14 protein-coding genes are annotated in these 21249 nt (G+C 59.6%); 7 read left to right on the forward strand and 7 right to left on the reverse strand.

The window, feature by feature from the left end; translation table 11 throughout:
* Positions 1–95: 95 nt before the first annotated feature.
* Positions 96–674: a PilZ domain-containing protein gene (locus ACIQV9_RS09750; protein WP_403100526.1), complete on the forward strand. Its 579-nt coding sequence runs from the start codon at positions 96–98 to the stop codon at positions 672–674.
* 14 nt (positions 675–688) lie between these two features.
* Positions 689–1411, forward strand: coding sequence for a glycerophosphodiester phosphodiesterase (locus tag ACIQV9_RS09755; protein ID WP_403100529.1), 723 nt, complete (start codon positions 689–691; stop codon positions 1409–1411).
* A gap of 42 nt (positions 1412–1453) precedes the next feature.
* Here the strand turns inward: ACIQV9_RS09755 and sthA are convergent, their stop codons facing one another.
* The gene (gene sthA / locus ACIQV9_RS09760) at positions 1454–2848 is read right to left on the reverse strand and encodes a Si-specific NAD(P)(+) transhydrogenase (RefSeq protein ID WP_007907752.1); all 1395 of its coding nucleotides are present in this window, start codon (positions 2846–2848) and stop codon (positions 1454–1456) included.
* Between the two features lie 207 nt (positions 2849–3055).
* Positions 3056–4105 carry an FAD:protein FMN transferase gene (locus ACIQV9_RS09765; RefSeq protein ID WP_403100532.1) on the reverse strand — a complete coding sequence of 350 codons (1050 nt, stop codon included), beginning with the start codon at positions 4103–4105 and terminating at the stop codon, positions 3056–3058.
* Positions 4106–4239: 134 nt separating this feature from the next.
* On the opposite strand from ACIQV9_RS09765, the gene ACIQV9_RS09770 reads away from it, so the two are divergent.
* A complete protein-coding gene (locus ACIQV9_RS09770) occupies positions 4240–5538 on the forward strand; it encodes an MFS transporter (RefSeq protein ID WP_403100535.1) in 1299 nt (432 codons plus the stop codon).
* Between the two features lie 216 nt (positions 5539–5754).
* Here the strand turns inward: ACIQV9_RS09770 and ACIQV9_RS09775 are convergent, their stop codons facing one another.
* Positions 5755–7218, reverse strand: a complete 1464-nt coding sequence (locus tag ACIQV9_RS09775) for a glyceraldehyde-3-phosphate dehydrogenase (protein WP_109628993.1) — start codon at positions 7216–7218, stop codon at positions 5755–5757.
* Between the two features lie 362 nt (positions 7219–7580).
* Between ACIQV9_RS09775 and mfd the strand changes: the two genes are divergently transcribed.
* From mfd to ACIQV9_RS09790, 3 genes are read left to right on the forward strand one after another with little or no spacing between them, the layout of a single operon-like run.
* The gene (mfd, locus tag ACIQV9_RS09780; RefSeq protein WP_403100538.1) at positions 7581–11030 is read left to right on the forward strand and encodes a transcription-repair coupling factor; all 3450 of its coding nucleotides are present in this window, start codon (positions 7581–7583) and stop codon (positions 11028–11030) included.
* A 10-nt stretch (positions 11031–11040) separates the two neighbouring features.
* On the forward strand, positions 11041–11607 hold the full coding sequence (locus ACIQV9_RS09785; protein WP_403100541.1) for a CsiV family protein: 567 nt from the start codon (positions 11041–11043) through the stop codon (positions 11605–11607).
* A 10-nt stretch (positions 11608–11617) separates the two neighbouring features.
* A complete protein-coding gene (locus ACIQV9_RS09790) occupies positions 11618–14311 on the forward strand; it encodes an SNF2-related protein (RefSeq protein WP_403100544.1) in 2694 nt (897 codons plus the stop codon).
* Positions 14312–14433: 122 nt separating this feature from the next.
* On the opposite strand, the gene ACIQV9_RS09795 is transcribed toward ACIQV9_RS09790, so the two are convergent.
* The 4 genes from ACIQV9_RS09795 to ACIQV9_RS09810 form a co-directional block, all read right to left on the reverse strand.
* On the reverse strand, positions 14434–17730 hold the full coding sequence (locus ACIQV9_RS09795; protein WP_403100547.1) for an SNF2-related protein: 3297 nt from the start codon (positions 17728–17730) through the stop codon (positions 14434–14436).
* 45 nt (positions 17731–17775) lie between these two features.
* A complete protein-coding gene (locus ACIQV9_RS09800) occupies positions 17776–18513 on the reverse strand; it encodes an S-methyl-5'-thioinosine phosphorylase (protein ID WP_403100550.1) in 738 nt (245 codons plus the stop codon).
* 12 nt (positions 18514–18525) lie between these two features.
* Positions 18526–19524 carry a beta-N-acetylhexosaminidase gene (gene nagZ, locus ACIQV9_RS09805; protein WP_403101025.1) on the reverse strand — a complete coding sequence of 333 codons (999 nt, stop codon included), beginning with the start codon at positions 19522–19524 and terminating at the stop codon, positions 18526–18528.
* Positions 19525–19694: 170 nt separating this feature from the next.
* Positions 19695–20402 (reverse strand): TetR family transcriptional regulator, encoded by a 708-nt coding sequence (locus ACIQV9_RS09810; protein WP_403100552.1) that lies wholly within the window; start codon positions 20400–20402, stop codon positions 19695–19697.
* A 229-nt stretch (positions 20403–20631) separates the two neighbouring features.
* Here ACIQV9_RS09810 and lexA point away from each other — a divergent pair, with 229 nt between their 5' ends.
* On the forward strand, positions 20632–21240 hold the full coding sequence (gene lexA, locus ACIQV9_RS09815; protein ID WP_046026989.1) for a transcriptional repressor LexA: 609 nt from the start codon (positions 20632–20634) through the stop codon (positions 21238–21240).
* The last annotated feature ends 9 nt before the right edge of the window (positions 21241–21249 follow it).

Genomic DNA, 21249 nt, shown 5'->3' on the forward strand with positions numbered 1-21249 from the left:
AATCATACCTAGAACACAGAGAAAAACAAAATCCAAGACACTCTTTACCAAAACCACCATAAAACTCACAACACCGCCGCTACCATGGGTTCGCCATGTCGACATTAGATGAAGAAGATCGCCGCGAATACTACCGTATCGAGGACACGATCGCACTGGAAATTCGGCCCCTGTCCGCTCCCGAAGCCGCAGGCCAGGAAGTGTTGCAGGATGCTTCCCCACTCTTCAACCTGCTCAGCGAACTGCACCTGAGCGAATTCGAGTCGCAACACCTGCTGCGCCAGATCAGTGAGCGCGACCGCAACCTCGCGGCGCTCCTGAAATCCCAGAACAAACGCATCGATCTGCTGAGCCAGGTGATCGCCATCACCGTACTCGGGCAGATCGGCGAGCCGCAGCCGGTGATCATTTCCGAAGGCGGCATCGACTTTCAGTACCCGACGCCCATCGCCGTGGGCGCGCACCTGTCGATCAAACTGGTCCTGATGCCGCAAGCCCTCGGCCTGTTGCTGCGGGCCAAGGTCACGCATTGCGATCGCAAGGCTGGCGCCTACGACGTCGGCACCGAGTTCGAATACCCGACCGACGCCCAACGCCAATTGCTCGCCCGCTACATTTTGCAGAAGCAGGCCCAGGAACGACGTCTGGCCCGCGAAAACGAATCAGGCATTTAATTTAAGGAAGAACCGTGACCCTCATCTACGGCCATCGCGGCGCCAAGGGCGAAGCACCGGAAAATACGCTGACCAGTTTTCAGCAATGCCTCAAGCACGGCGTGCGCCGCTGCGAACTGGACCTGCACCTGTCCATGGACAACGAGCTGATGGTCATCCACGACCCGACGCTCAAGCGCACCACCGACCGACGCGGCAAGGTCGTCGAGCACACGGCGGCCGAGTTGGTGACCTACGACGCACGCAAGGGCGGGCCGGACTGGATCAAGCCCTGCCCGATCCCCACGCTGGAAGAATTGTTCGAGAAATGCGATTTCGAGCATTGGCAGCTGGAAGTCAAAAGCGCTTCTCGCACCCGTGCCGCGACGACCGTGCTGGCGATTCGCGAAATGGCTCAGCGTTTCGGCCTGCTCGATAAGGTCACGATCACGTCGAGTTCACGTGAAGTGCTGAAAGCCGCACTGGACCTGGTGCCTGACGTGTCTCGTGGATTGGTGGCTGAATATGCGTGGCTCGACCCGCTGAAGGTCGCGCAGAGTTATGGCTGTGAGATTCTGGCGCTGAACTGGACCCTGTGTACGCCGGAACGCCTGCAGAAGGCGCAGCGTCAGGGGCTGCATGTGTCGGTGTGGACAGTCAACGAGCCCGCGCTGATGCGCAGACTCGCCGACTTCGGCGTTGACAGCCTGATTACAGACTTTCCCGGTTTGGCCAGCGCCACTCTCGAGAATTGCTGAAATCGGTCTCCCCGGCCGGCTCAGGCCACCGGCCGGAGCCACTCAAAAAAGCCGGTTGAGGCCATCGTAAGCCGCTACCCGATAGGCTTCGGCCATGGTCGGGTAGTTGAACGTCGTGTTGACGAAGTACTTCAGGGTGTTCAGTTCGCCCGGCTGGCTCATGATCGCCTGACCGATGTGAACGATCTCCGACGCCTGATAACCGAAGCAGTGAACGCCCAGCACTTCCAGGGTCTCGCGGTGGAACAGGATTTTCAGCATGCCCTGGGGCTCGCCGGCAATCTGTGCACGCGCCATGCTCTTGAAGAACGCCTTGCCCACTTCGTATGGCACCTTGGCCTGAGTCAGCTCCTGCTCGTTCTTGCCGATCGAGCTGATCTCCGGAATGGTGTAGATGCCGGTCGGCACGTCGTTGACGAAGCGCCAGCTGTTGTTATCGACGATGCTGCCAGCAGCCGAACGACCCTGGTCGTGGGCGGCACTGGCCAGGCTCGGCCAGCCGATCACGTCCCCGGCGCCGTAAATGTTCGGCACGCAGGTGCGATAGGCTTCGTCGACTTCGATCTGGCCACGGCTGTTGACCTTCACGCCGATGTTTTCCAGGCCCAACTGATCGGTGTTGCCGGTACGGCCGTTGCACCAGAGCAAGGCGTCGGCCTTGATCTTCTTGCCGGACTTGAGGTGCAGGATCACGCCGTTGTCCACGCCTTCGACGCGGTCGTAGTCTTCGTTGTGGCGAACCGTGATGTTGTTGTTGCTGAAGTGGTAGCTCAGGGCCTGGGAAATTTCCGAGTCCAGGAAGCTCAGCAACTGACCGCGGTTGTCCACCAGTTCAACCAGAACACCCAGGCCGCTGAAGATCGACGCGTATTCGCAACCGATTACGCCAGCGCCGTAAACGATGAGTTTGCGCGGGGTGTGGCCGAGACTGAGGATGGTGTCGCTATCGTAGATGCGCGGGTGATGGAAATCGATGTCCGCCGGGCGATAAGGACGCGAGCCGGTGGCGATGATGATGTGCTTGGCCACCAGTTTTTCGACCACGCCGTTGGCGCAGACAACTTCGATGGTTTGCTCGTCAGCGAAGCTGCCGGTGCCGAAAAACACGTCGACGCGGTTACGGGCGTAGTAGCCGGTGCGCGAGGCAACTTGTTTGGAGATGACTTTTTCAGCGCTTTTCAGCACGTCCGGGAACGAGAACCAGCGCGGCTCACCAATGGCCCGGAACATCGGGTTGGTGTTGAACTGCATGATCTGCCGGACCGAGTGACGCAGTGCCTTGGACGGGATGGTACCCAAGTGGGTGCAGTTGCCGCCGACCTGGCGACGGCTATCGACCATCGCCACCTTGCGCCCTGCTTTGGCGGCGTTCATTGCCGCGCCTTCTCCCGCCGGGCCGGAACCCAGTACCACCACGTCGTAGTTGTAGACAGCCATGCGTACTCCTCAGAACAGGCCGCGGCGCCCTCGGCACCTGCGGCTAAATCACGCCGATCTGCGGCGTGAAGGAACAATTTGGGGCCAATGCAGAACCCGGACACAGTCTATAGAAGCGTCAACGCCGGGCACATTAACCCTTGGTCGCGTCGTAGGCTAGTTTTGCCTGCACTACAACGCCAGTCTTCAATGCTTGAATCGCCGCAATCATTCGGTTTTGCCGCCACTGAGGCGCTCAAAAGCCTGATTGGTTCGTGTGACGAAACCTGTATCGGCACGGATCACAAAAAATGCGCCGATATCGTGTTTTTCTGCGTAGTCCCAACCGCGCTCCGGGCCGAGAATCAGCAACAGCGTCGATAAGCCATCGGCCATTAACGCTGAAGGATTAATCACCGTGACCGACGCCAGGGTGTGTGAGACCGGTGCACCGGTGCGGGCGTCGAAGGTGTGGGAATAGCGCCGACCGTCCTGCTCGAAATAGTTGCGGTAGTCGCCGGAGGTGGAAACTCCGTAGCCGTCGACGGCGATGATTTTTTGCGCCACTTGCTGGTCATCACGGGGTTCTTCCAGCGCGATCTTCCAGGCTGAGCCATCGAGTTTTTTGCCCGCCGCCTTGAGCTCGCCGGTGACTTCGGCCAGGTAGTTGCGGATACCCATCACTTCGAGTTTGTCGGCAATGGTGTCGACAGCGTAACCGGCGGCGATGCTGTTGAAGTCGACTTCGACGGCGGCATCCTTGCACAGCTGATCGCGGTCGATGCGCAGGTGTTGGTAGCCGACCCGCCGCCGTACTTCGGCGAGCGCCTGGGCGGCGGGGACTTTTTCCTCACGGGCCTGCGGGCCGAAACCCCAGAGGTTGAGCAGCGGTTCGACCGTCAGGTCGTAGGAGCCTTCGCTTTGTTCTGAGAGTTGCTCGCCGACGCGTACCAGTTTGAGGATTGAGGCTGGCATTTTCTGACAGCGGTTGGCAGGCAAGTCGTTGAAGCGCTCGATGTCGGAGTCGCTGCGATAGGTCGACATTTGCTGATCGACCTCGGCGAGGATTTTTTCTACTTCGGTCTGCACCGCTTTCGGCCCGGGTGTGGCGGAATGTCTTACGTATTGAATGGAATAACGACTGCCCATCGTCGGGCCGTCGACGCGCTCCAGGCTGTCACCGCTGCCACAACCGGATAAAACACCGGCCAGCACCACAAGTCCACCCCACCGTCCAGTTAACAAATCTTCATCTCCCCTCAAAACCGCGCCCGCCATTATGGGCCTCAGAGCGCACGGGAGCGAGGTCTGCCAGTGCCCGTCAGCAAGACGCAAAACCTATGGGAGCAAGCCGGTCTCGCGCCCACAGGTCCGGCGTTTCAAACAAGATTTACCAGCGTGAGTACCTGAAAATGTCTTCCAATACGAGCAAAGGCAAAGCGATTTTTCGCGTTGTCAGCGGTAACTTTCTCGAAATGTTCGACTTTATGGTCTACGGCTTTTACGCCACGGCCATCGCCAAAACCTTCTTCCCTGCCGATAGCGCTTTCGCCTCCCTGATGTTGTCACTGGCCACCTTCGGGGCCGGCTTCCTGATGCGCCCATTGGGGGCGATTTTCCTCGGTGCCTACATCGACCGCCATGGTCGACGCAAAGGGCTGATCATCACCCTCGCGATGATGGCCGCCGGCACGGTCCTGATTGCCTGCGTGCCGGGTTACGCCACGCTGGGCGTTGCGGCGCCGCTGATCGTACTGTTCGGTCGTCTGCTGCAAGGCTTCTCGGCCGGTGTGGAACTGGGCGGTGTGTCGGTCTACCTCGCCGAGATTTCCACCCCGGGTCGCAAAGGTTTCTTTGTCAGTTGGCAGTCCGCCAGTCAGCAAGCGGCGGTCGTGTTCGCCGGCCTGCTCGGTGTGGGTTTGAACCACTGGCTCAGCCCGGAAGAAATGGGTGACTGGGGCTGGCGCGTACCGTTCCTGATCGGCTGCATGATCGTGCCGGTGATCTTCGTGATTCGCCGTTCGCTGGAAGAAACGCCGGAATTCCAGGCGCGTAAACACCGCCCCACCCTGCGAGACGTCGTCCGCTCGATCAGTCAGAACTTCGGAATCGTCATCGCCGGCATGGCGCTGGTGGTGATGACCACGGTGTCGTTCTACCTGATCACCGCCTACACCCCGACCTTCGGCAAAGCCGAACTGCACCTGTCCGATCTGGATGCGTTGCTGGTGACGGTGTGTATCGGTCTGTCGAACTTTTTCTGGCTGCCGGTGATGGGTGCTGTGTCCGACAAGATTGGACGTAAACCCCTACTGCTGGCGGCGACCATTCTGGCGATCCTCACCGCCTACCCTGCCCTGTCGTGGCTGGTGGCGAACCCGAGCTTCAGTCATTTACTGATCGTCGAGTTGTGGCTGTCGTTCCTATACGGCTCGTACAACGGCGCCATGGTCGTGGCGCTGACCGAGATCATGCCGGTGGAAGTTCGTACCACCGGTTTCTCCTTGGCCTACAGCCTGGCGACTGCAACGTTCGGCGGGTTTACGCCCGCGGCGTGTACGTACCTGATCCACGTGCTGGACAACAAGGCTGCACCGGGGATCTGGCTCAGTGGCGCGGCGGTGTTGGGGTTGATTGCGACGCTGGTGTTGTTCAAAGGCAATCGGCATGAACTGCGGACGGCGCAGGCTGCCGTGGTCGGCGGCGCCTGATAAATCGCTTTCGCGGGCAAGCCCGCTCCCAAAGAGTTCAGCGGCAAAATCGTTCCCACGCTCTGCGTGGGAACGCAGCCCGGGACGCTCCGCGTCCCTTCGCGAGCCGAACGCGGAGCGTCCGTTGAGGCATTCCCACGCAGAGCGTGGGAACGATCACCGCACAAACAAAAACGCCCCGACCAAAGTCGGGGCGTTTTCATGTGCAGCTAACGCTTAGCGCGGGAATGCTGGCGGGTTTACACCGGCCATATCTTCCATTACGCGAACCACCTGGCAGCTGTAACCGAATTCGTTGTCGTACCAAACGTACAGCACAACGCGGTTGTCTTGGGTGATGGTTGCTTCAGCGTCCACAACGCCTGCGTGGCGCGAGCCAACGAAGTCGGTGGAAACCACTTCCTGCGAATTGACGTAGTCGATTTGCTTATGCAGATCGGAGTGCAACGCCATGTAGCGCAGGTAATCGTTCATCTCTTCACGGGTGGCGGCTTTCTCAAGGTTCAGGTTGAGAATGGCCATCGACACGTTTGGCGTCGGAACGCGGATCGCGTTACCGGTCAGCTTGCCGGCCAGTTCAGGCAGGGCCTTGGCGGCAGCGGTGGCAGCACCGGTCTCGGTGATGACCATGTTCAGCGCGGCACTACGGCCACGGCGATCGCCTTTGTGGAAGTTGTCGATCAGGTTCTGGTCGTTGGTGTACGAGTGAACCGTTTCAACGTGACCGTTGATGATGCCGAACTTGTCGTTGACGGCTTTGAGCACCGGCACGATGGCGTTGGTGGTGCAGGAAGCGGCCGATACGATCTTGTCATCAGCGGTGATTTCACCGTGGTTGATGCCGTGAACGATGTTCTTCAGCTTGCCTTTGCCCGGCGCGGTCAGAACAACGCGGTCGATACCCGGGCAAGCCAGATGCTGGCCCAGACCGTCGGCGTCACGCCACACACCGGTGTTGTCCACCAGCAGCGCGTCTTTGATGCCGTACTGGGTGTAATCCACTTCAGTCGGGTTTTTCGCGTAAATAACCTGGATCAGGTTGCCGTTGGCGGTGATGGTGTTGTTGGCTTCATCAATGGTGATGGTGCCATCGAACGGACCATGAACCGAGTCACGACGCAGCAGGCTTGCACGCTTGACCAGATCGTTCTCGGCACCCTTGCGGACAACGATGGCGCGCAGACGCAGGCCGTCGCCACCACCGGTTTTCTCGATCAGGATGCGCGCCAGCAGACGGCCGATACGACCGAAGCCGTACAGGACAACGTCGGTGCCTTTACGAGCGGCAACGTTTTGCTGACCTACGACGTCAGCCAGTTCTTCACGGACGAACTGCTCGGCAGTGCGGCCATTGCCTTCAGCCTTGAACTTGACTGCAAGCTTGCCCAGGTCTACCGAAGCGGCGCCGAGCTTGAGCTCGCTCATCGCCTTGAGCAGCGGGAATGTTTCGTGGACGGACAATTCGCTGTCATCGGACTGACGATGACGAGCAAAGCGGTGAGCTTTGAGAATCGCAATGACTGAACGATTGATCAGGCTGCGGCCATAGATCGAGCTCACCACGTTGTTATTGCGGTAGAGCTGACCGATAAGCGGAATCATCGCTTCTGCGAGTGCTTCACGGTCGATCCATTCACCAAGACACTGGTCGGGCTTCTGAGTCACGGGAACCTTCCACATGTAGGGGCAGAAAAAAGGGGCTACATTATGCCGCCGAGTGCCTCCCGTAGCAATGCGCGCCTGTCGTGCGATCCGTAACAATTTCCTGTTCAAAAAAATCACGCACCGCTAAAACCCAGTAAAACCGCGGCTTTCAGCGCAGTCAATTTTTTGGAGACACCGCTGTCTTATCCGTAACCCTCCGTAACACTCGGTCGTTTTGCCACTACATAATCATCAATTTCCGGTAAAAAACCGGCGGATTTTGTCTTTACCACTACATTTCGCCAAACCGGCGTAATAGACACATCTGCAACTGACAGGCGGCACCCGGGGCCGCTACAATTACCGACTTTGTCGCAACGCTTGGAGCTCAACCTTCCGTGCCCGTTCTGCGTCTACCGCTTCTCCCTGCCGCGGCAGGTAAACAGCACTGGGGCAACCTGCCCGGTGCCGCCCTGAGCCTGGCCATCGCCGAGGCCGCCAGCGCTGCCAAGCGCTTTACCCTGCTGCTGACCGCCGACAGCCAAAGTGCCGAACGGCTGGAACAGGAGCTGAGTTTCTTCGCCCCGGATTTGCCCGTGCTGCATTTCCCGGACTGGGAAACCCTGCCCTACGATCTGTTTTCGCCACACCAGGACATCATTTCCCAGCGCATCGCGGCCCTATACAGGCTGCCGGAGCTGAGCCATGGCGTATTGGTCGTGCCGATCACCACCGCGCTGCACCGCCTCGCGCCGACCAAATTCCTGCTCGGCAGCAGCCTGGTGCTGGACGTTGGCCAGAAACTCGACGTCGAGCAAATGCGTACCCGACTTGAAGCCAGCGGCTATCGCTACGTCGACACGGTGTACGAGCACGGCGAATTCACCGTCCGCGGCTCGCTGATCGACCTGTTCCCGATGGGCAGCAAACTGCCCTTCCGTATCGACTTGTTCGACGATGAAATCGAGACGCTGCGTACCTTCGATCCGGAAAATCAGCGCTCCATCGACAAAGTGGACACCGTTCGCCTGCTGCCCGCGCGGGAATTCCCGCTGCAGAAAGACGCCGTTACCCGCTTCAAGGCGCGCTTTCGTGAACGTTTCGATGTCGACTTCCGTCGCTGCCCGATCTTTCAGGATTTGAGCAGCGGGATTACGCCGGCCGGTATCGAGTACTACCTGCCGCTGTTCTTCGACGAAACCTCGACGCTGTTCGATTACCTGCCGCAGGACACGCAAGTGTTTTCCCTGCCGGGCATCGAGCAGGCGGCGGAAAACTTCTGGAACGACGTGCGCAATCGTTATGAAGAGCGCCGCGTCGATCCGTCCCGTCCTTTATTGCCACCGGCCGAGCTGTTCCTGCCGGTGGAAGACTGCTTTGCCCGCCTGAAGAACTGGCCGCGTGTGGTCGCCAGTCAACAGGACGTGGAAACCGGCGTTGGCCGCGAGCGCTTCCCGGCGCGCGAACTGCCGAACCTGGCCATCGAAGCCAAGGCCACCCAGCCATTGGCGGCGCTGGCCGGCTTCCTCGACGAATTCCCCGGCCGCGTATTGTTTACCGCCGAGTCGGCGGGCCGTCGTGAAGTGCTGCTGGAACTGCTCGAACGCTTGAAGCTGCGACCGAAAACCGTCGACAGCTGGCCGGACTTTGTCGCGAGCAAGGAGCGCCTGGCGATCACCATCGCGCCGCTCGACGAGGGCCTGGTGCTCGACAATCCGGCCCTGGCCCTGGTGGCCGAAAGCCCGTTGTTCGGTCAGCGCGTGATGCAGCGCCGGCGCCGTGAAAAACGCGCCGACGCCAACAACGATGCGGTCATCAAAAACCTTACCGAGTTGCGCGAAGGTGCACCGGTGGTGCATATCGATCACGGCGTCGGTCGCTATCTGGGTCTGGCGACCCTGGAAATCGACGATCAAGCCGCCGAGTTCCTGACCCTGCAATATGCCGAAGGCGCCAAGCTTTACGTGCCAGTGGCCAACCTGCACCTGATCGCGCGTTACACCGGCAGCGACGATGCCTTGGCCCCGCTGCACCGCCTCGGCTCCGAAACCTGGCAGAAAGCCAAACGCAAAGCCGCCGAACAGGTGCGCGACGTCGCCGCTGAGTTGCTCGACATCTATGCCCGTCGCGCCGCTCGCGAAGGTTATGCCTTCGAAGACCCGAAAGCCGATTACGCAACCTTCAGCGCCGGCTTCCCGTTCGAAGAAACCCCGGACCAGCAAACCACCATCGATGCCGTGCGCGCCGACATGCTCGCACCGAAGCCGATGGATCGCCTGGTCTGCGGCGACGTCGGTTTTGGCAAGACCGAAGTGGCCATGCGCGCGGCGTTCATCGCGGTGCACGGCGGTCGTCAGGTGGCGATTCTGGTGCCGACCACCCTCCTCGCCCAGCAGCATTACAACAGCTTCCGCGACCGCTTCGCCGATTGGCCAGTGAGCGTGGAAGTGATGAGTCGCTTCAAGTCGACCAAGGAAGTGAACGCCGCGGTTGCGGACCTCGCCGAAGGCAAGATCGACATCGTCATCGGCACGCACAAGCTGCTGCAAGACGACGTGAAGATCAAAAACCTCGGGCTGGTGATCATCGACGAAGAGCACCGTTTTGGTGTCCGTCAGAAAGAACAGCTCAAGGCCCTGCGCAGTGAAGTCGACATTCTTACCCTGACCGCCACGCCGATTCCGCGCACGCTGAACATGGCAGTGTCGGGCATGCGCGACCTGTCGATCATCGCCACGCCACCGGCCCGTCGCCTGTCGGTACGGACCTTCGTCATGGAGCAGAACAAGAGCACGGTCAAAGAGGCCCTGTTGCGTGAGTTGCTGCGCGGTGGTCAGGTCTACTACCTGCACAACGACGTGAAGACCATCGAGAAATGTGCCGCCGACCTCGCCGAACTGGTGCCGGAAGCGCGGATCGGCATCGGCCACGGGCAGATGCGCGAGCGCGATCTCGAACAGGTGATGAGCGACTTCTACCACAAGCGCTTCAACGTGCTGATTGCCTCGACCATCATCGAGACCGGCATTGACGTGCCGAGCGCCAACACCATCATCATCGAGCGCGCCGACAAATTCGGCCTGGCGCAGCTGCACCAATTGCGTGGCCGGGTCGGTCGCAGCCACCACCAGGCTTACGCGTACCTGCTGACCCCGCCCCGCCAGCAAATCACCCCGGACGCGGAAAAGCGCCTGGAAGCGATCGCCAACACCCAGGACCTCGGCGCGGGCTTCGTGCTTGCCACCAACGACCTGGAAATCCGAGGCGCGGGCGAATTGCTGGGCGACGGTCAGAGCGGGCAGATTCAGGCGGTCGGCTTCACCCTGTACATGGAAATGCTCGAGCGCGCGGTGAAGTCGATCCGCAAGGGCGAACAACCGAACCTCGATCAGCCGTTGGGTGGAGGTCCGGAGGTAAATCTACGAGTACCGGCGTTGATTCCAGAAGCCTACTTGCCGGACGTTCACGCCCGACTGATTCTCTACAAACGCATTGCCTCGGCCACCGATGAGGAAGGCCTCAAGGACCTGCAAGTGGAGATGATCGACCGTTTCGGCCTGCTGCCGGAGCCGACCAAGAACCTGATGCGCATCACAGCGCTGAAGCTGCAAGCCGAACTGCTGGGCATCAAGAAAGTTGACGGCGGGCCGCAAGGCGGCCGGATCGAGTTCGCAGCGCAGACGCCGGTCGACCCGCTGACCCTGATCAAACTGATCCAGGGCCAGCCTAAACGTTACAAATTCGAAGGTGCCACGATGTTTAAATTCATGGTCCCGATGGAAAGCCCGCAAGAGCGCTTTAATACTGTAGAGGCGCTGCTTGAGTGCCTCATTCCGAAAACTGCTTGAAGGACGCCGCATGCGCCTGTTTCGCTCACTGACCTTACTGATGATCCTGGTCGCCCCGACGGCATTTGCCGATGATCTGTATCAGATTGAAATGATTCTGGTCCGCCAGAACGCCGTGCCCGCCATTGTCAGCCGCGCCGCGCCGGAAGACTGGAATGCCGGCGCTCAGCCGATCAGCCCTGACAGCCTGCGCACGCCGAGCCTCAATGGCGAAGTGGAAAAGCTCACCGCCAGCAACGAATACACCGTGCTGCTGCACAAGGCCTGGCAGCAGACCCTCGGTGAAGAAGCCACTAAAGTCGCGATCAGCGAAGGCACCGAACAATTTGGCCAGTTCCCGATCGAGGGCACGTTGAGCCTGAAACTCGGGCGCTTCACCGACGTCGACGCGGATTTCTGGGTCAACCAGATCGACGCCAATGGAATGGTCACCGCCAGCGAACGCCTGAAGCAGGAAAGCCACACCAAGAACGGCCAGCTGAACTTCCTCGACAATGGCCACCTCGGCCTGCTGATCAAGATCACCTCGCTCACCGCCCCTGCGCCTCGGCCAGTCCCCGATGAAATTCCGGACTGATTGAGTCCTTATGTCAGCGACCCTGAGCAAACCCCTGGCACCTTCCTGGGTCAGTCGATTCAAGGAACAGAGCCTGGAGCGTGGCCGTCGCTACGCGTTGGAGAACCGCGTCAGGATCGTCGAGGCCGGCGATGCCACGATCATCGCCGCTTGCGAAGGCTCTGGCGGTAACGTTTACCGTCAGACCATTCGCCTTCGTGAATCAGCCAAAGCGACCTTGCTGATGGTCGACGCCACGTGCACCTGCCCGGTTCACGCCAACTGCAAGCATTGCGCAGCGGTGCTGCTGAAGGTGCAGGAAACCCTCGCCTACCCCGCCGCCGCACAAGACGCCGAACTGCTGGAAAAACTGCAGGCCGTGCTGGAAAACCGCAGCCCGAAGGCGCCGCCCCAAGTCCTCGTGGATAACGTGCAACCAGTGCCGCGCCTGTGGCTGGCGAGCATCGAGTTCAGCGCCTTCGAACCGCGCAATGGCAAGATGCAGCGCTACATCCAGCACCGTGCGGCGCTGTCGTTCAGTTACCTGGATGAATACGTTTCCGGACAGAAGAACGCCGACGTCCTGATTCGCCAGGAAACCCAGACGCTGCGGATAAAACGCCATCCGGAAGTCGAACAGGCTTACCGGGAACAGCTGCGAATCCTCGGCTTCAAAGTCGCCACCCGCCAGAGCAAAGCCCTGCCGGAAAGTGCCGGTGAACTCTATGAGATGGTCAACGACAGCGCCTGGCTGACTTTCACCCTCAACGAACTGCCGAAGCTGCGCACTCAAGGCTGGGAGCTGCAGATCGACGAAGATTTCGGCTTCGACCTGACCGCCGTGGACGATTGGTACGCCACCGTCGAGCAGGCGCCGGAACGTGACTGGTTTGATCTGGAGCTGGGGATCATCGTCAACGGCGAACGCCTGAGCTTGCTGCCGATCCTGTTGAACCTGATGCGCTCCCACACCGAAATCCTCAATCCGGAACGCCTCGCCCGCCGGCGCGACGACGAACTGATTCTGGTGAACATCCCCAACCGCCCGAATTCCGAGTACGGCCCCTTGCAGGTCGCCCTGCCCTTCGGTCGGTTGAAGCCGGTACTGGCGACCCTTGGCGAGTTCTACCTGCAAGAGCCTGGCGAAACCACGCTGCGCCTGAGCAAGGCCGATGCCACGCGCCTGAATCCGCTGGAAGGCATGCCGCTGCTTTGGGAAGGTGGCGAGCAGATCCGCACGTTTGCCCAGCGTCTGCGGGACATCAAGGACTACACGGCGACGGCCCCCGAAGGTTTGAACGCAACCTTGCGTCCGTATCAGCAGGAAGGCTTGAGCTGGATGCAATCGTTGCGGCAACTGGAAGTCGGCGGCATTCTCGCGGACGACATGGGCCTGGGTAAAACCCTACAGACGCTGGCACATATTCTTAGTGAGAAGAACGCCGGACGCCTCGACCGGCCGTGCATGGTGGTGATGCCCACCAGCCTGATCCCGAATTGGCTCGATGAAGCCGCGCACTTCACGCCGCAACTCAACGTGCTGGCGCTGTACGGCGCCAGTCGCAAAAAATATTTTGACCATCTGGCGGATTACGACCTGATCCTCACCACCTATGCGCTGCTGCCCAAAGACGTCGAACGTCTGGCCGCGCAGCCTCTGCATGTGCTGGTGCTGGACGAAGCGCAATACATCAAGAACCCCAACAGCAAGGCTGCCCAGGCGGCCCGCGAGCTGAATGCGCGTCAGCGTCTGTGCCTGAGTGGCACGCCGTTGGAAAACCACTTGGGCGAACTCTGGTCGCTGTTTCACTTTCTGTTGCCCGGCTGGCTCGGCGACGTAAAAAGCTTCAACCGCGATTACCGCGTACCGATTGAAAAGCGCGCCAGTGAAGTCAGGCTTCAGCACCTCAACGGTCGGATCAAACCGTTCCTGTTGCGCAGGACCAAGGAACAGGTCGCGACGGAGTTGCCGCCGAAGACCGAAATCATCCACTGGGTCGAGCTCAACGAAGCCCAGCGTGATGTCTATGAAACCATGCGCCTGGCGATGGACAAGAAAGTCCGCGATGAGATCACTCGCAAAGGCGTGGCGCGCAGCCAGATCATCATTCTTGAAGCGCTGCTGAAACTGCGCCAGGTGTGCTGCGATTTACGCCTGGTCAACGATGCCGTGCCGCCGACTCGCGGCAGCACCTCGGGCAAGCTCGACAGCTTGATGGAAATGCTGGATGAGTTGTTTGAGGAAGGTCGGCGGATTCTGTTGTTTTCGCAGTTCACCTCGATGTTGGCGTTGATCGAAGTCGAACTGAAAAAACGCGGTGTTGAATACGCGTTGCTGACGGGACAGACCCGGGATCGACGGGCGCCGGTGAAAGACTTTCAGAGCGGCAAGCGTCAGATCTTTCTGATCAGCTTGAAGGCAGGCGGCGTTGGCTTGAACCTGACGGAGGCGGATACGGTGATCCACTACGATCCGTGGTGGAACCCGGCGACGGAAAATCAGGCGACTGACCGGGCGTATCGCATCGGCCAGGAGAAACCGGTATTCGTCTACAAGATGATTGCGCGTGGCACGGTGGAAGAGAAGATTCAGCACCTGCAAAAGGAAAAATCTGACCTGGCAGCCGGCGTGCTGGATGGACGCAAGACTGGCGACTGGAAGTTGCAGAGCGACGATATTGAAGCGTTGTTTGCGCCGTTGCCGGACAAGCTGGAGAAGCGCTGAAATCTGCGGCGTCTGGTAGATCGCCTTCGCGGGCAAGCCCGCTCCCACAGGTTCAGCGATGATCCTGTGGGAGTGTGGCTTGCCCGCGATAGCGTCAACTCGGTTTCATTTAAGATCGAAAATCAGGACTTGAGATTTGGCAGCGGTGCAAACAGCGCCTCAATGTCACTCTGCTCAAGCTTCCAGCCCCCCGTCGTTCCACCTTCAAGCACCGCCCCGGCCAGCGCGGCCTTCTCCAGCTGCAAGGCCTGAATTTTTTCTTCTACGGTGCCACGGGCTATCAGCTTGTAGACGAACACAGGTTTGTTTTGCCCGATCCTGTAGGCGCGGTCAGTCGCCTGGTTTTCGACTGCCGGATTCCACCAGGGATCGAAATGGATGACCGTATCCGCCGCTGTCAGGTTCAGACCTGTGCCGCCCGCCTTCAAACTAATCAGAAACAGCGGCACTTTACCGCTCTGAAAATCCTTGACCGGTGTGCGCCGATCCGTCGTCTCACCCGTCAACAACGAATAGCCCAGACCACGTTGCTGCAACTCTTCCTCAATCAAGGCGAGCATCGAAGTGAACTGAGAAAACAGCAAAACCTTGCGGCCTTCACTGAGCAACTCTTCCAGCATCTCCATCAGGCTGACCAGTTTCCCGCTGCCAGAACGAAGCGCCTTGGCGGTGAGCGGCGTTTTGATCAACCGCAGATCGCAGCACACCTGACGCAGCTTGAGCAATGCATCGAGGATGATAATTTGACTGCGCCCGACACCACTGCGGGCAATTTCGTCACGAACCTTCTTGTCCATCGCCACGCGCACGGTTTCATATACATCCCGCTGTCCATCGCTGAGATCAACCCAATGCACAACCTCGGTTTTCGGCGGTAACTCGGTCGCCACCTGATCTTTCTTGCGACGTAGCAAAAAGGGCTTTATCCGGGCGGTCAGATGCTGCATCCGTTCGCTATTGCCGCGCTTCTCGATCGGCGTACGGTAGTCGCGATTGAAGGTTTTGCTGTCGCCAAGCCAGCCAGGCAGCAAAAAGTGAAATTGCGACCACAACTCGCCGAGATGATTTTCCAGCGGGGTGCCGGACAGACACAATCGCTGGCGGGCCTGTAGGTCGCGGGCTGCCTGAGCCGCTTTGCTGACCGGGTTCTTGATGTTCTGCGCCTCATCGAGAATCAGAACGCTCCATAGCTGAGGCCGCAATACCTCCAGATCCCGAGGCAGCAACGCGTAGGTGGTCAGCACCAAGTCGTATTCGGCAAGGCTGGCAAAGTCTTTTTGCCGTGCCGCGCCATGCAGCGCCAGTACCTTCAGCTGCGGGGTAAAGCGCTGCGATTCGTCAAGCCAGTTGGGGATCAGGCTGGTGGGCATCACAGCCAGTGCCGGACGATCAAGCCGCCCGGCCTGTTTCTCTGTCAGCAGATGAGCCAGGGTTTGCAGGGTTTTTCCCAGGCCCATATCGTCACCGAGGATGCCGCCAACTTCCAGTTCGCGAAGGGTTTGCATCCAGTTCAGCCCTTCCAGCTGATACGGTCGCAACGTCGCCTTCAACCCCTCGGGCGCCGAGACGTGAGCATGGGTCGACTCACGCAGACGCTTTGCAAAACTGCGCAGCCGCTCGCCGCCCTGCCAAATCAGCGGGATGCCTTCCAGTGCGTTGAGGCGCGCGGCATCCGGCAAACTCAAACGCAATGAATCACCTTGATGTGCCCCCAGGTACAACTCGCCCAAGGTGGCCATCAGCGGTTTGACCCGACCATAGGGCAGTGCGACTTTGCCATGGGGTTTGGCACCGAAACGCCCATCACCCAGTCCAATCAGCAACAGTTCGTCATCGTTGCGTTGCGCCAGGCTTGCGGGATCCATCAACTGTGGCTGGCTACGCAGCAAATGCAGCAATATCGGCAGCAGGCTATGACGTTCGCCGTTGACGACGATACCCAACTGCAGATCGAACCACTGGTGCCCCGATTCTTCCTCGACTTGCGCATACCACTCTTCTACAGGCTGCAAGTTGAAGTGGAAGTTATCGCTGATATCGATCAGCCAGTTTTTCTCCCTCAGCGCCGGGACCCCGTCCTGCGCAAAAGCAACCCAGGCTGTGTCATCTGCCAGGGTGAACATTTCGCCGGGACGGTCCAGGCTGCTTTTGCGCGTGGCCTTTTTAAAACCGTGTTTTTGCAGGGCCTGACGCAAGGCTTTCTCGGCGGAGAGGTTGCGTTGTATACGCTGGGTTTCAGTCCCGGAAAGGATCAACACTTCCGGGTTTCTGTCCGACGTCGGATGGCCGTTGTAGGTGAACGCCAATGCGGCGCGATGCTCTGGCTCATGCTGCCAGCGGACGTAACGCTTGCCGCTGGCGAGTGTCAGGTGAGCCTGAGGGAAAACGCCGTCAATGACCCGCTCCGTCAGTGCATGCGGCGGCGGTGCAACTTGCGTCGCCGCCCTCATCCGATGACTGAACTGCATTGCCTGACGCGCCGGAATATCCGGGACCAACGACAGGTGACAAGCCAGTTTTTCATCCATCTCGCTGAACAGCGGCCCTACTTGTAGCCGCTCGCGATCCAGATAGTACAAGGGCTCCAGGGCCAGGATCGTTTCCACCGGGGCTGCGTCACTGCCCCATTGCGGGCGAAAACTGCCATTGGCTTGTTCAGCCCAGGCAAACTGACCCGTTCTTCTCATCCCGGGCGTCAGGGGTTGTGGCTGTTCGAGATCCAGGAAAAGGCGCGAGGTTCGCAACAGCATTTCGATGAGCTCGGCGCCACTACTGCCTTCCAAAGGGTAGCCAGAGTAATAAGCGTGGTGGGAGTGAATGGCGACCAACAACCTGGCGATTCGCAGGTCGAGCCCGGTCAGGTAACCGGGTTGGCGTATCAGCGTGTCCGACAGCGAGTACATCGACTTGATGTCTTGCAAACGGCCGTCCTTGAGCTGACGCGCCTTGAAAATCTCCAGTGTCCATTTTCCGGCGGTAGGCGTTGGCCTGAGTTTGTAAAACAGCCGCGTACTTGTTACCTGGAACGGTTCATCGAGGGAGTTGCTTGCAGATGGAATACCGTCAAGCCAGCGCTCCAGTTCACGATTCAGGTGAACGGGAGCCGCACTGTCAGCCTCCGCGACAGGAAGCTCTTGCAGGTGATAGATAACGGTTGCGCAATGTTTGCAATCAATCACTACGGGGCATGAACAGGAGCAGTCCAGCTCAAAATCACCATTGGCATCTTCGACCAGTTCGATGTGCTGTTCGTAGACGTTACCTTGAGAGCCCCTGCAGGTCGCCCGAACCAACGCATCATCAAGTTCAAGGATTTCTACCCGATGCTCAGGGGCGTATCTGCGCGCCTTATCCAGAGCGCGATGACTGAATGCCTCCGCCCACGGCAGCTGTTGAAGTTGCTCGATGATTGTCGACATACACTCAATGCTTTTGGTAATGAATTAATGATGGTGGCGTACAACCTAGCCTTTTAACACCCGCGCCAACGTCGACTTAACCTTGCCCATCCCATCATGCAACGCCTGCTCGATCTCGGCCATGGTGATCACCGCTGCGGACTTGCCCGCCGCCGGATTCACCACCAGCGCCAGACACGCATACTCCAGTTCCAGCTCACGCGCCAATGCGGCTTCCGGCATGCCGGTCATGCCGACGATGTCGCAGCCGTCGCGTTCCAGTTTCGCGATTTCAGCGACGGTCTCCAGACGTGGACCCTGGGTGCAGGCGTAGACACTCTGACTGCTGTAATCGACGCCTTCAGCCGCCAACGCCGTGATCAATTGCTGACGCAACGGTTCGCTGTAGGGATAGCTGAAGTCGATGTGGGTGACGTGCTCCAGGTCATCGGCGAAATAGGTATGTTCGCGACCGCTGGTGTAGTCGATCAACTGGTGCGGCACGCAGAAATGTCCGGTGCCCATGGCGGCATGAATTCCGCCCACGGCGTTGACCGCGAGGATCGCTTCGGCGCCGGCCTGTTTCAGCGCCCAAAGGTTGGCGCGGTAGTTCACCTGATGCGGCGGAAAACGGTGCGGGTGACCGTGGCGGGCGAGGAACAGCACTTCCTTGCCGGCGTACTCACCGATCTGCACTTCGGCTGAAGGCGCGCCATAGGGGGTATCCACCGCCAGTGACTGACGAATCTTCAGGCCTTCGAGTTGAGTCAGGCCGGTGCCACCGATAATCGCGTAAACCGTCATAACAAAAAGTCCTTATTCAATCAGTTGAGCTTCTTTGAGCGCGCCTATGGCGGTCAGCCAGCGCGGGTTCTGACGGTATTCAGTGTTGGCATACGACTGGCCTCGCATCCGCGCAATGCGCTCGGAGGGTGTGACCTTCAAACGCTGGGCGGCGCTCAACGCCAGCTCCGCAGCAGCGCGGTCGTTGCACACCAGGCCCATGTCGCAACCGGCCGTCAGCGCGGCTTCGATACGGCTGGCGGCATCGCCCACCACGTGGGCGCCGGCCATGGACAAGTCGTCGCTGAAGATCACGCCATCGAATTGCAACTCGCCGCGCAGGATGTCCTGCAACCAGCGGCGGGAGAAGCCGGCGGGCTGGGAATCGACTTGCGGGTAAATAACGTGGGCCGGCATGACGGCGGCCAGTTGCTTGCTCAACTTGGCGAATGGCACCAGGTCGTTGGCGCGGATATCGTCGAGACTGCGCTCGTCGTTCGGGATCGCGACGTGGGAATCCGCCTCGGCCCAGCCGTGACCAGGAAAATGCTTGCCGGTGGCAGCCATGCCGGCGCTGTTCATGCCGCGAATGAATGCACCCGCGAGCAATGCTGCGCGTTCCGGGTCACCTTCGAACGAACGGGTACCAACGACGGCGCTGCGCTGGTAATCTAGGTCCAGCACCGGGGCGAAGCTCAGGTCGAGGCCGACGGCCAGCACTTCGGTGGCCATGATCCAGCCGCATTGCTCGGCCAGGTATTCGGCGTTCGGATTATCGGCAATGGCGCGCATGGCCGGCAGTCGCACGAAGCCCTGACGCAGACGCTGAACGCGACCGCCTTCCTGATCCACCGCCAGCAACAAGTCCGGACGAATGGCGCGAATCGCAGCGCTCAGCTCGCGCACCTGGCGCGGGTTTTCGATGTTACGGGCGAAAATGATCAGACCACCCACTTCGGGCTGACGCAACAATTGGCGATCTTCGGCCGTCAGCCAGGTACCGGCGACGTCCACCATCAACGAGCCTTGCAGGCCAGCAGTCATAGAGATTCCTTGATAACGAATAACCCGGCTCGCACGCGTTCGCCGCCTTGGGCAGTGCCCGGCAGGTCGGCGATATCAATGGGGAGCGGGTTCAGGACGAGAGTCGGCATGGGCGGCTAGCTTAGCGGATGTCAGCCGCCGCGCCCACCCGTGCGGTGTTAAACCTTGGCGGCAGCCGGGGCCGACTTGCTGCGCGGACGCAGTTGCGCGGTGGCCATGGCCGCATCGGTGACGCCGGTTTCGGCACGCATGCCCGCTGCCAGGAACGGCACCATCAGACGCATCACTTGCTCAATGGAGGTGTTGACGCCGAAATCGGTCTCGGCAATGGCCCGCAATGCCTTGATCCCCGACATGCTGAATGCCGCGGCGCCGAGCATGAAGTGCACGCGCCAGAACAGTTCGATTGGAGGAATACGCGGCGCGGCTTCGTTGACCAGCATCATGTAGCGGCGGAACACCTTGCCATACATGTCTTCCAGATAACGACGCAGGTGGCCCTGGCTCTGACTGAACGCCAGCCCCAGCAAGCGCATGAAGATAGACAGATCGTTGCCGCTGCGCGGCTGCACGACGAGAGCCTGCTCAACGAGAATCTCAAGTAACCCTTCGAGTGTCGGCTTGTTTTCAGGCTTGGACTGACGCCGCTCCAGCTCTTTATCAAGGCTCAGGCAAAACGGCCCGAGAAAGCGCGAGAAGACAGCCTGGATCAGCGCCTTCTTCGAACCGAAATGATAGTTGACCGCCGCCAGATTGACACCGGCCTTGCTGGTGATCAGACGCAACGAGGTTTCGGCGAAACCTTTTTCCGCGAACAACTGCTCGGCAGCATCAAGAATGCGTTCAACGGTTTCCGACTGGGCCATGGCTACTCCGCCTGACAAACACTTGTTTGAAACATACGTTTCAGCCTGTGCGTTGTCAAGCGTGCCGGTTCGTTTTGAGAATGGTCGGTCAGCTATTTAACCACACAACGGCGAGGCTTTAATCACGAGACTGATCGACCGTCCAGCGGCCGGCGAAAAAAGGGGCATTGCCAAGACCGTTTCACTGTATATAATCCCAGTCACTGTATAAAAAGACAGAGCGATCAATATGCTAAAGCTGACGCCACGCCAAGCAGAGATTCTGGCCTTCATCAAACGCTGCCTCGAAGACAACGGCTATCCACCGACCCGGGCTGAAATCGCTCAGGAATTGGGCTTCAAGTCGCCCAACGCGGCGGAAGAACACCTAAAGGCGCTGGCGCGCAAGGGTGCAATCGAGATGACCCCGGGCGCTTCCCGCGGCATTCGCATTCCGGGCTTCGAAGCCAAGGCCGATGACTCTACCCTGCCGATCATTGGCCGAGTGGCTGCCGGTGCGCCGATTCTGGCCCAGCAACACATCGAGGAGTCCTGCAACATCAACCCTGCCTTTTTCCATCCGCGCGCTGACTATCTGCTGCGCGTTCATGGCATGAGCATGAAGGACGTCGGCATTTTCGACGGCGACCTGTTGGCCGTCCACACTACCCGGGAAGCCCGCAATGGCCAGATCGTCGTGGCGCGGATCGGTGATGAAGTGACCGTCAAGCGCTTCAAGCGCGATGGCAGCAAGGTCTGGTTGATTGCCGAAAACCCTGAATTCGCCCCTATCGAAGTCAACCTGAAAGATCAGGAACTGGTGATCGAAGGCTTGAGCGTCGGCGTCATTCGCCGCTAAAGGAGGCTT

This window comes from Pseudomonas sp. NPDC099000 (assembly GCF_044759925.1).
Lineage (GTDB): Bacteria > Pseudomonadota > Gammaproteobacteria > Pseudomonadales > Pseudomonadaceae > Aquipseudomonas.

Bases quoted from the DNA above. Each gene is read 5' to 3' on its own strand.
- ACIQV9_RS09750 (WP_403100526.1), top strand. From the start codon at position 96: ATGTCGACATTAGATGAAGAAGATCGCCGCGAATACTACCGTATCGAG.
- ACIQV9_RS09765 (WP_403100532.1), bottom strand. From the start codon at position 4,105: ATGGCGGGCGCGGTTTTGAGGGGAGATGAAGATTTGTTAACTGGACGG.
- lexA (WP_046026989.1), top strand. From the start codon at position 20,632: ATGCTAAAGCTGACGCCACGCCAAGCAGAGATTCTGGCCTTCATCAAA.
- ACIQV9_RS09775 (WP_109628993.1), bottom strand. From the start codon at position 7,218: ATGTGGAAGGTTCCCGTGACTCAGAAGCCCGACCAGTGTCTTGGTGAA.
- ACIQV9_RS09770 (WP_403100535.1), top strand. From the start codon at position 4,240: ATGTCTTCCAATACGAGCAAAGGCAAAGCGATTTTTCGCGTTGTCAGC.
- sthA (WP_007907752.1), bottom strand. From the start codon at position 2,848: ATGGCTGTCTACAACTACGACGTGGTGGTACTGGGTTCCGGCCCGGCG.
- ACIQV9_RS09800 (WP_403100550.1), bottom strand. From the start codon at position 18,513: ATGACGGTTTACGCGATTATCGGTGGCACCGGCCTGACTCAACTCGAA.
- ACIQV9_RS09790 (WP_403100544.1), top strand. From the start codon at position 11,618: ATGTCAGCGACCCTGAGCAAACCCCTGGCACCTTCCTGGGTCAGTCGA.
- ACIQV9_RS09795 (WP_403100547.1), bottom strand. From the start codon at position 17,730: ATGTCGACAATCATCGAGCAACTTCAACAGCTGCCGTGGGCGGAGGCA.
- ACIQV9_RS09810 (WP_403100552.1), bottom strand. From the start codon at position 20,402: ATGGCCCAGTCGGAAACCGTTGAACGCATTCTTGATGCTGCCGAGCAG.
- ACIQV9_RS09785 (WP_403100541.1), top strand. From the start codon at position 11,041: ATGCGCCTGTTTCGCTCACTGACCTTACTGATGATCCTGGTCGCCCCG.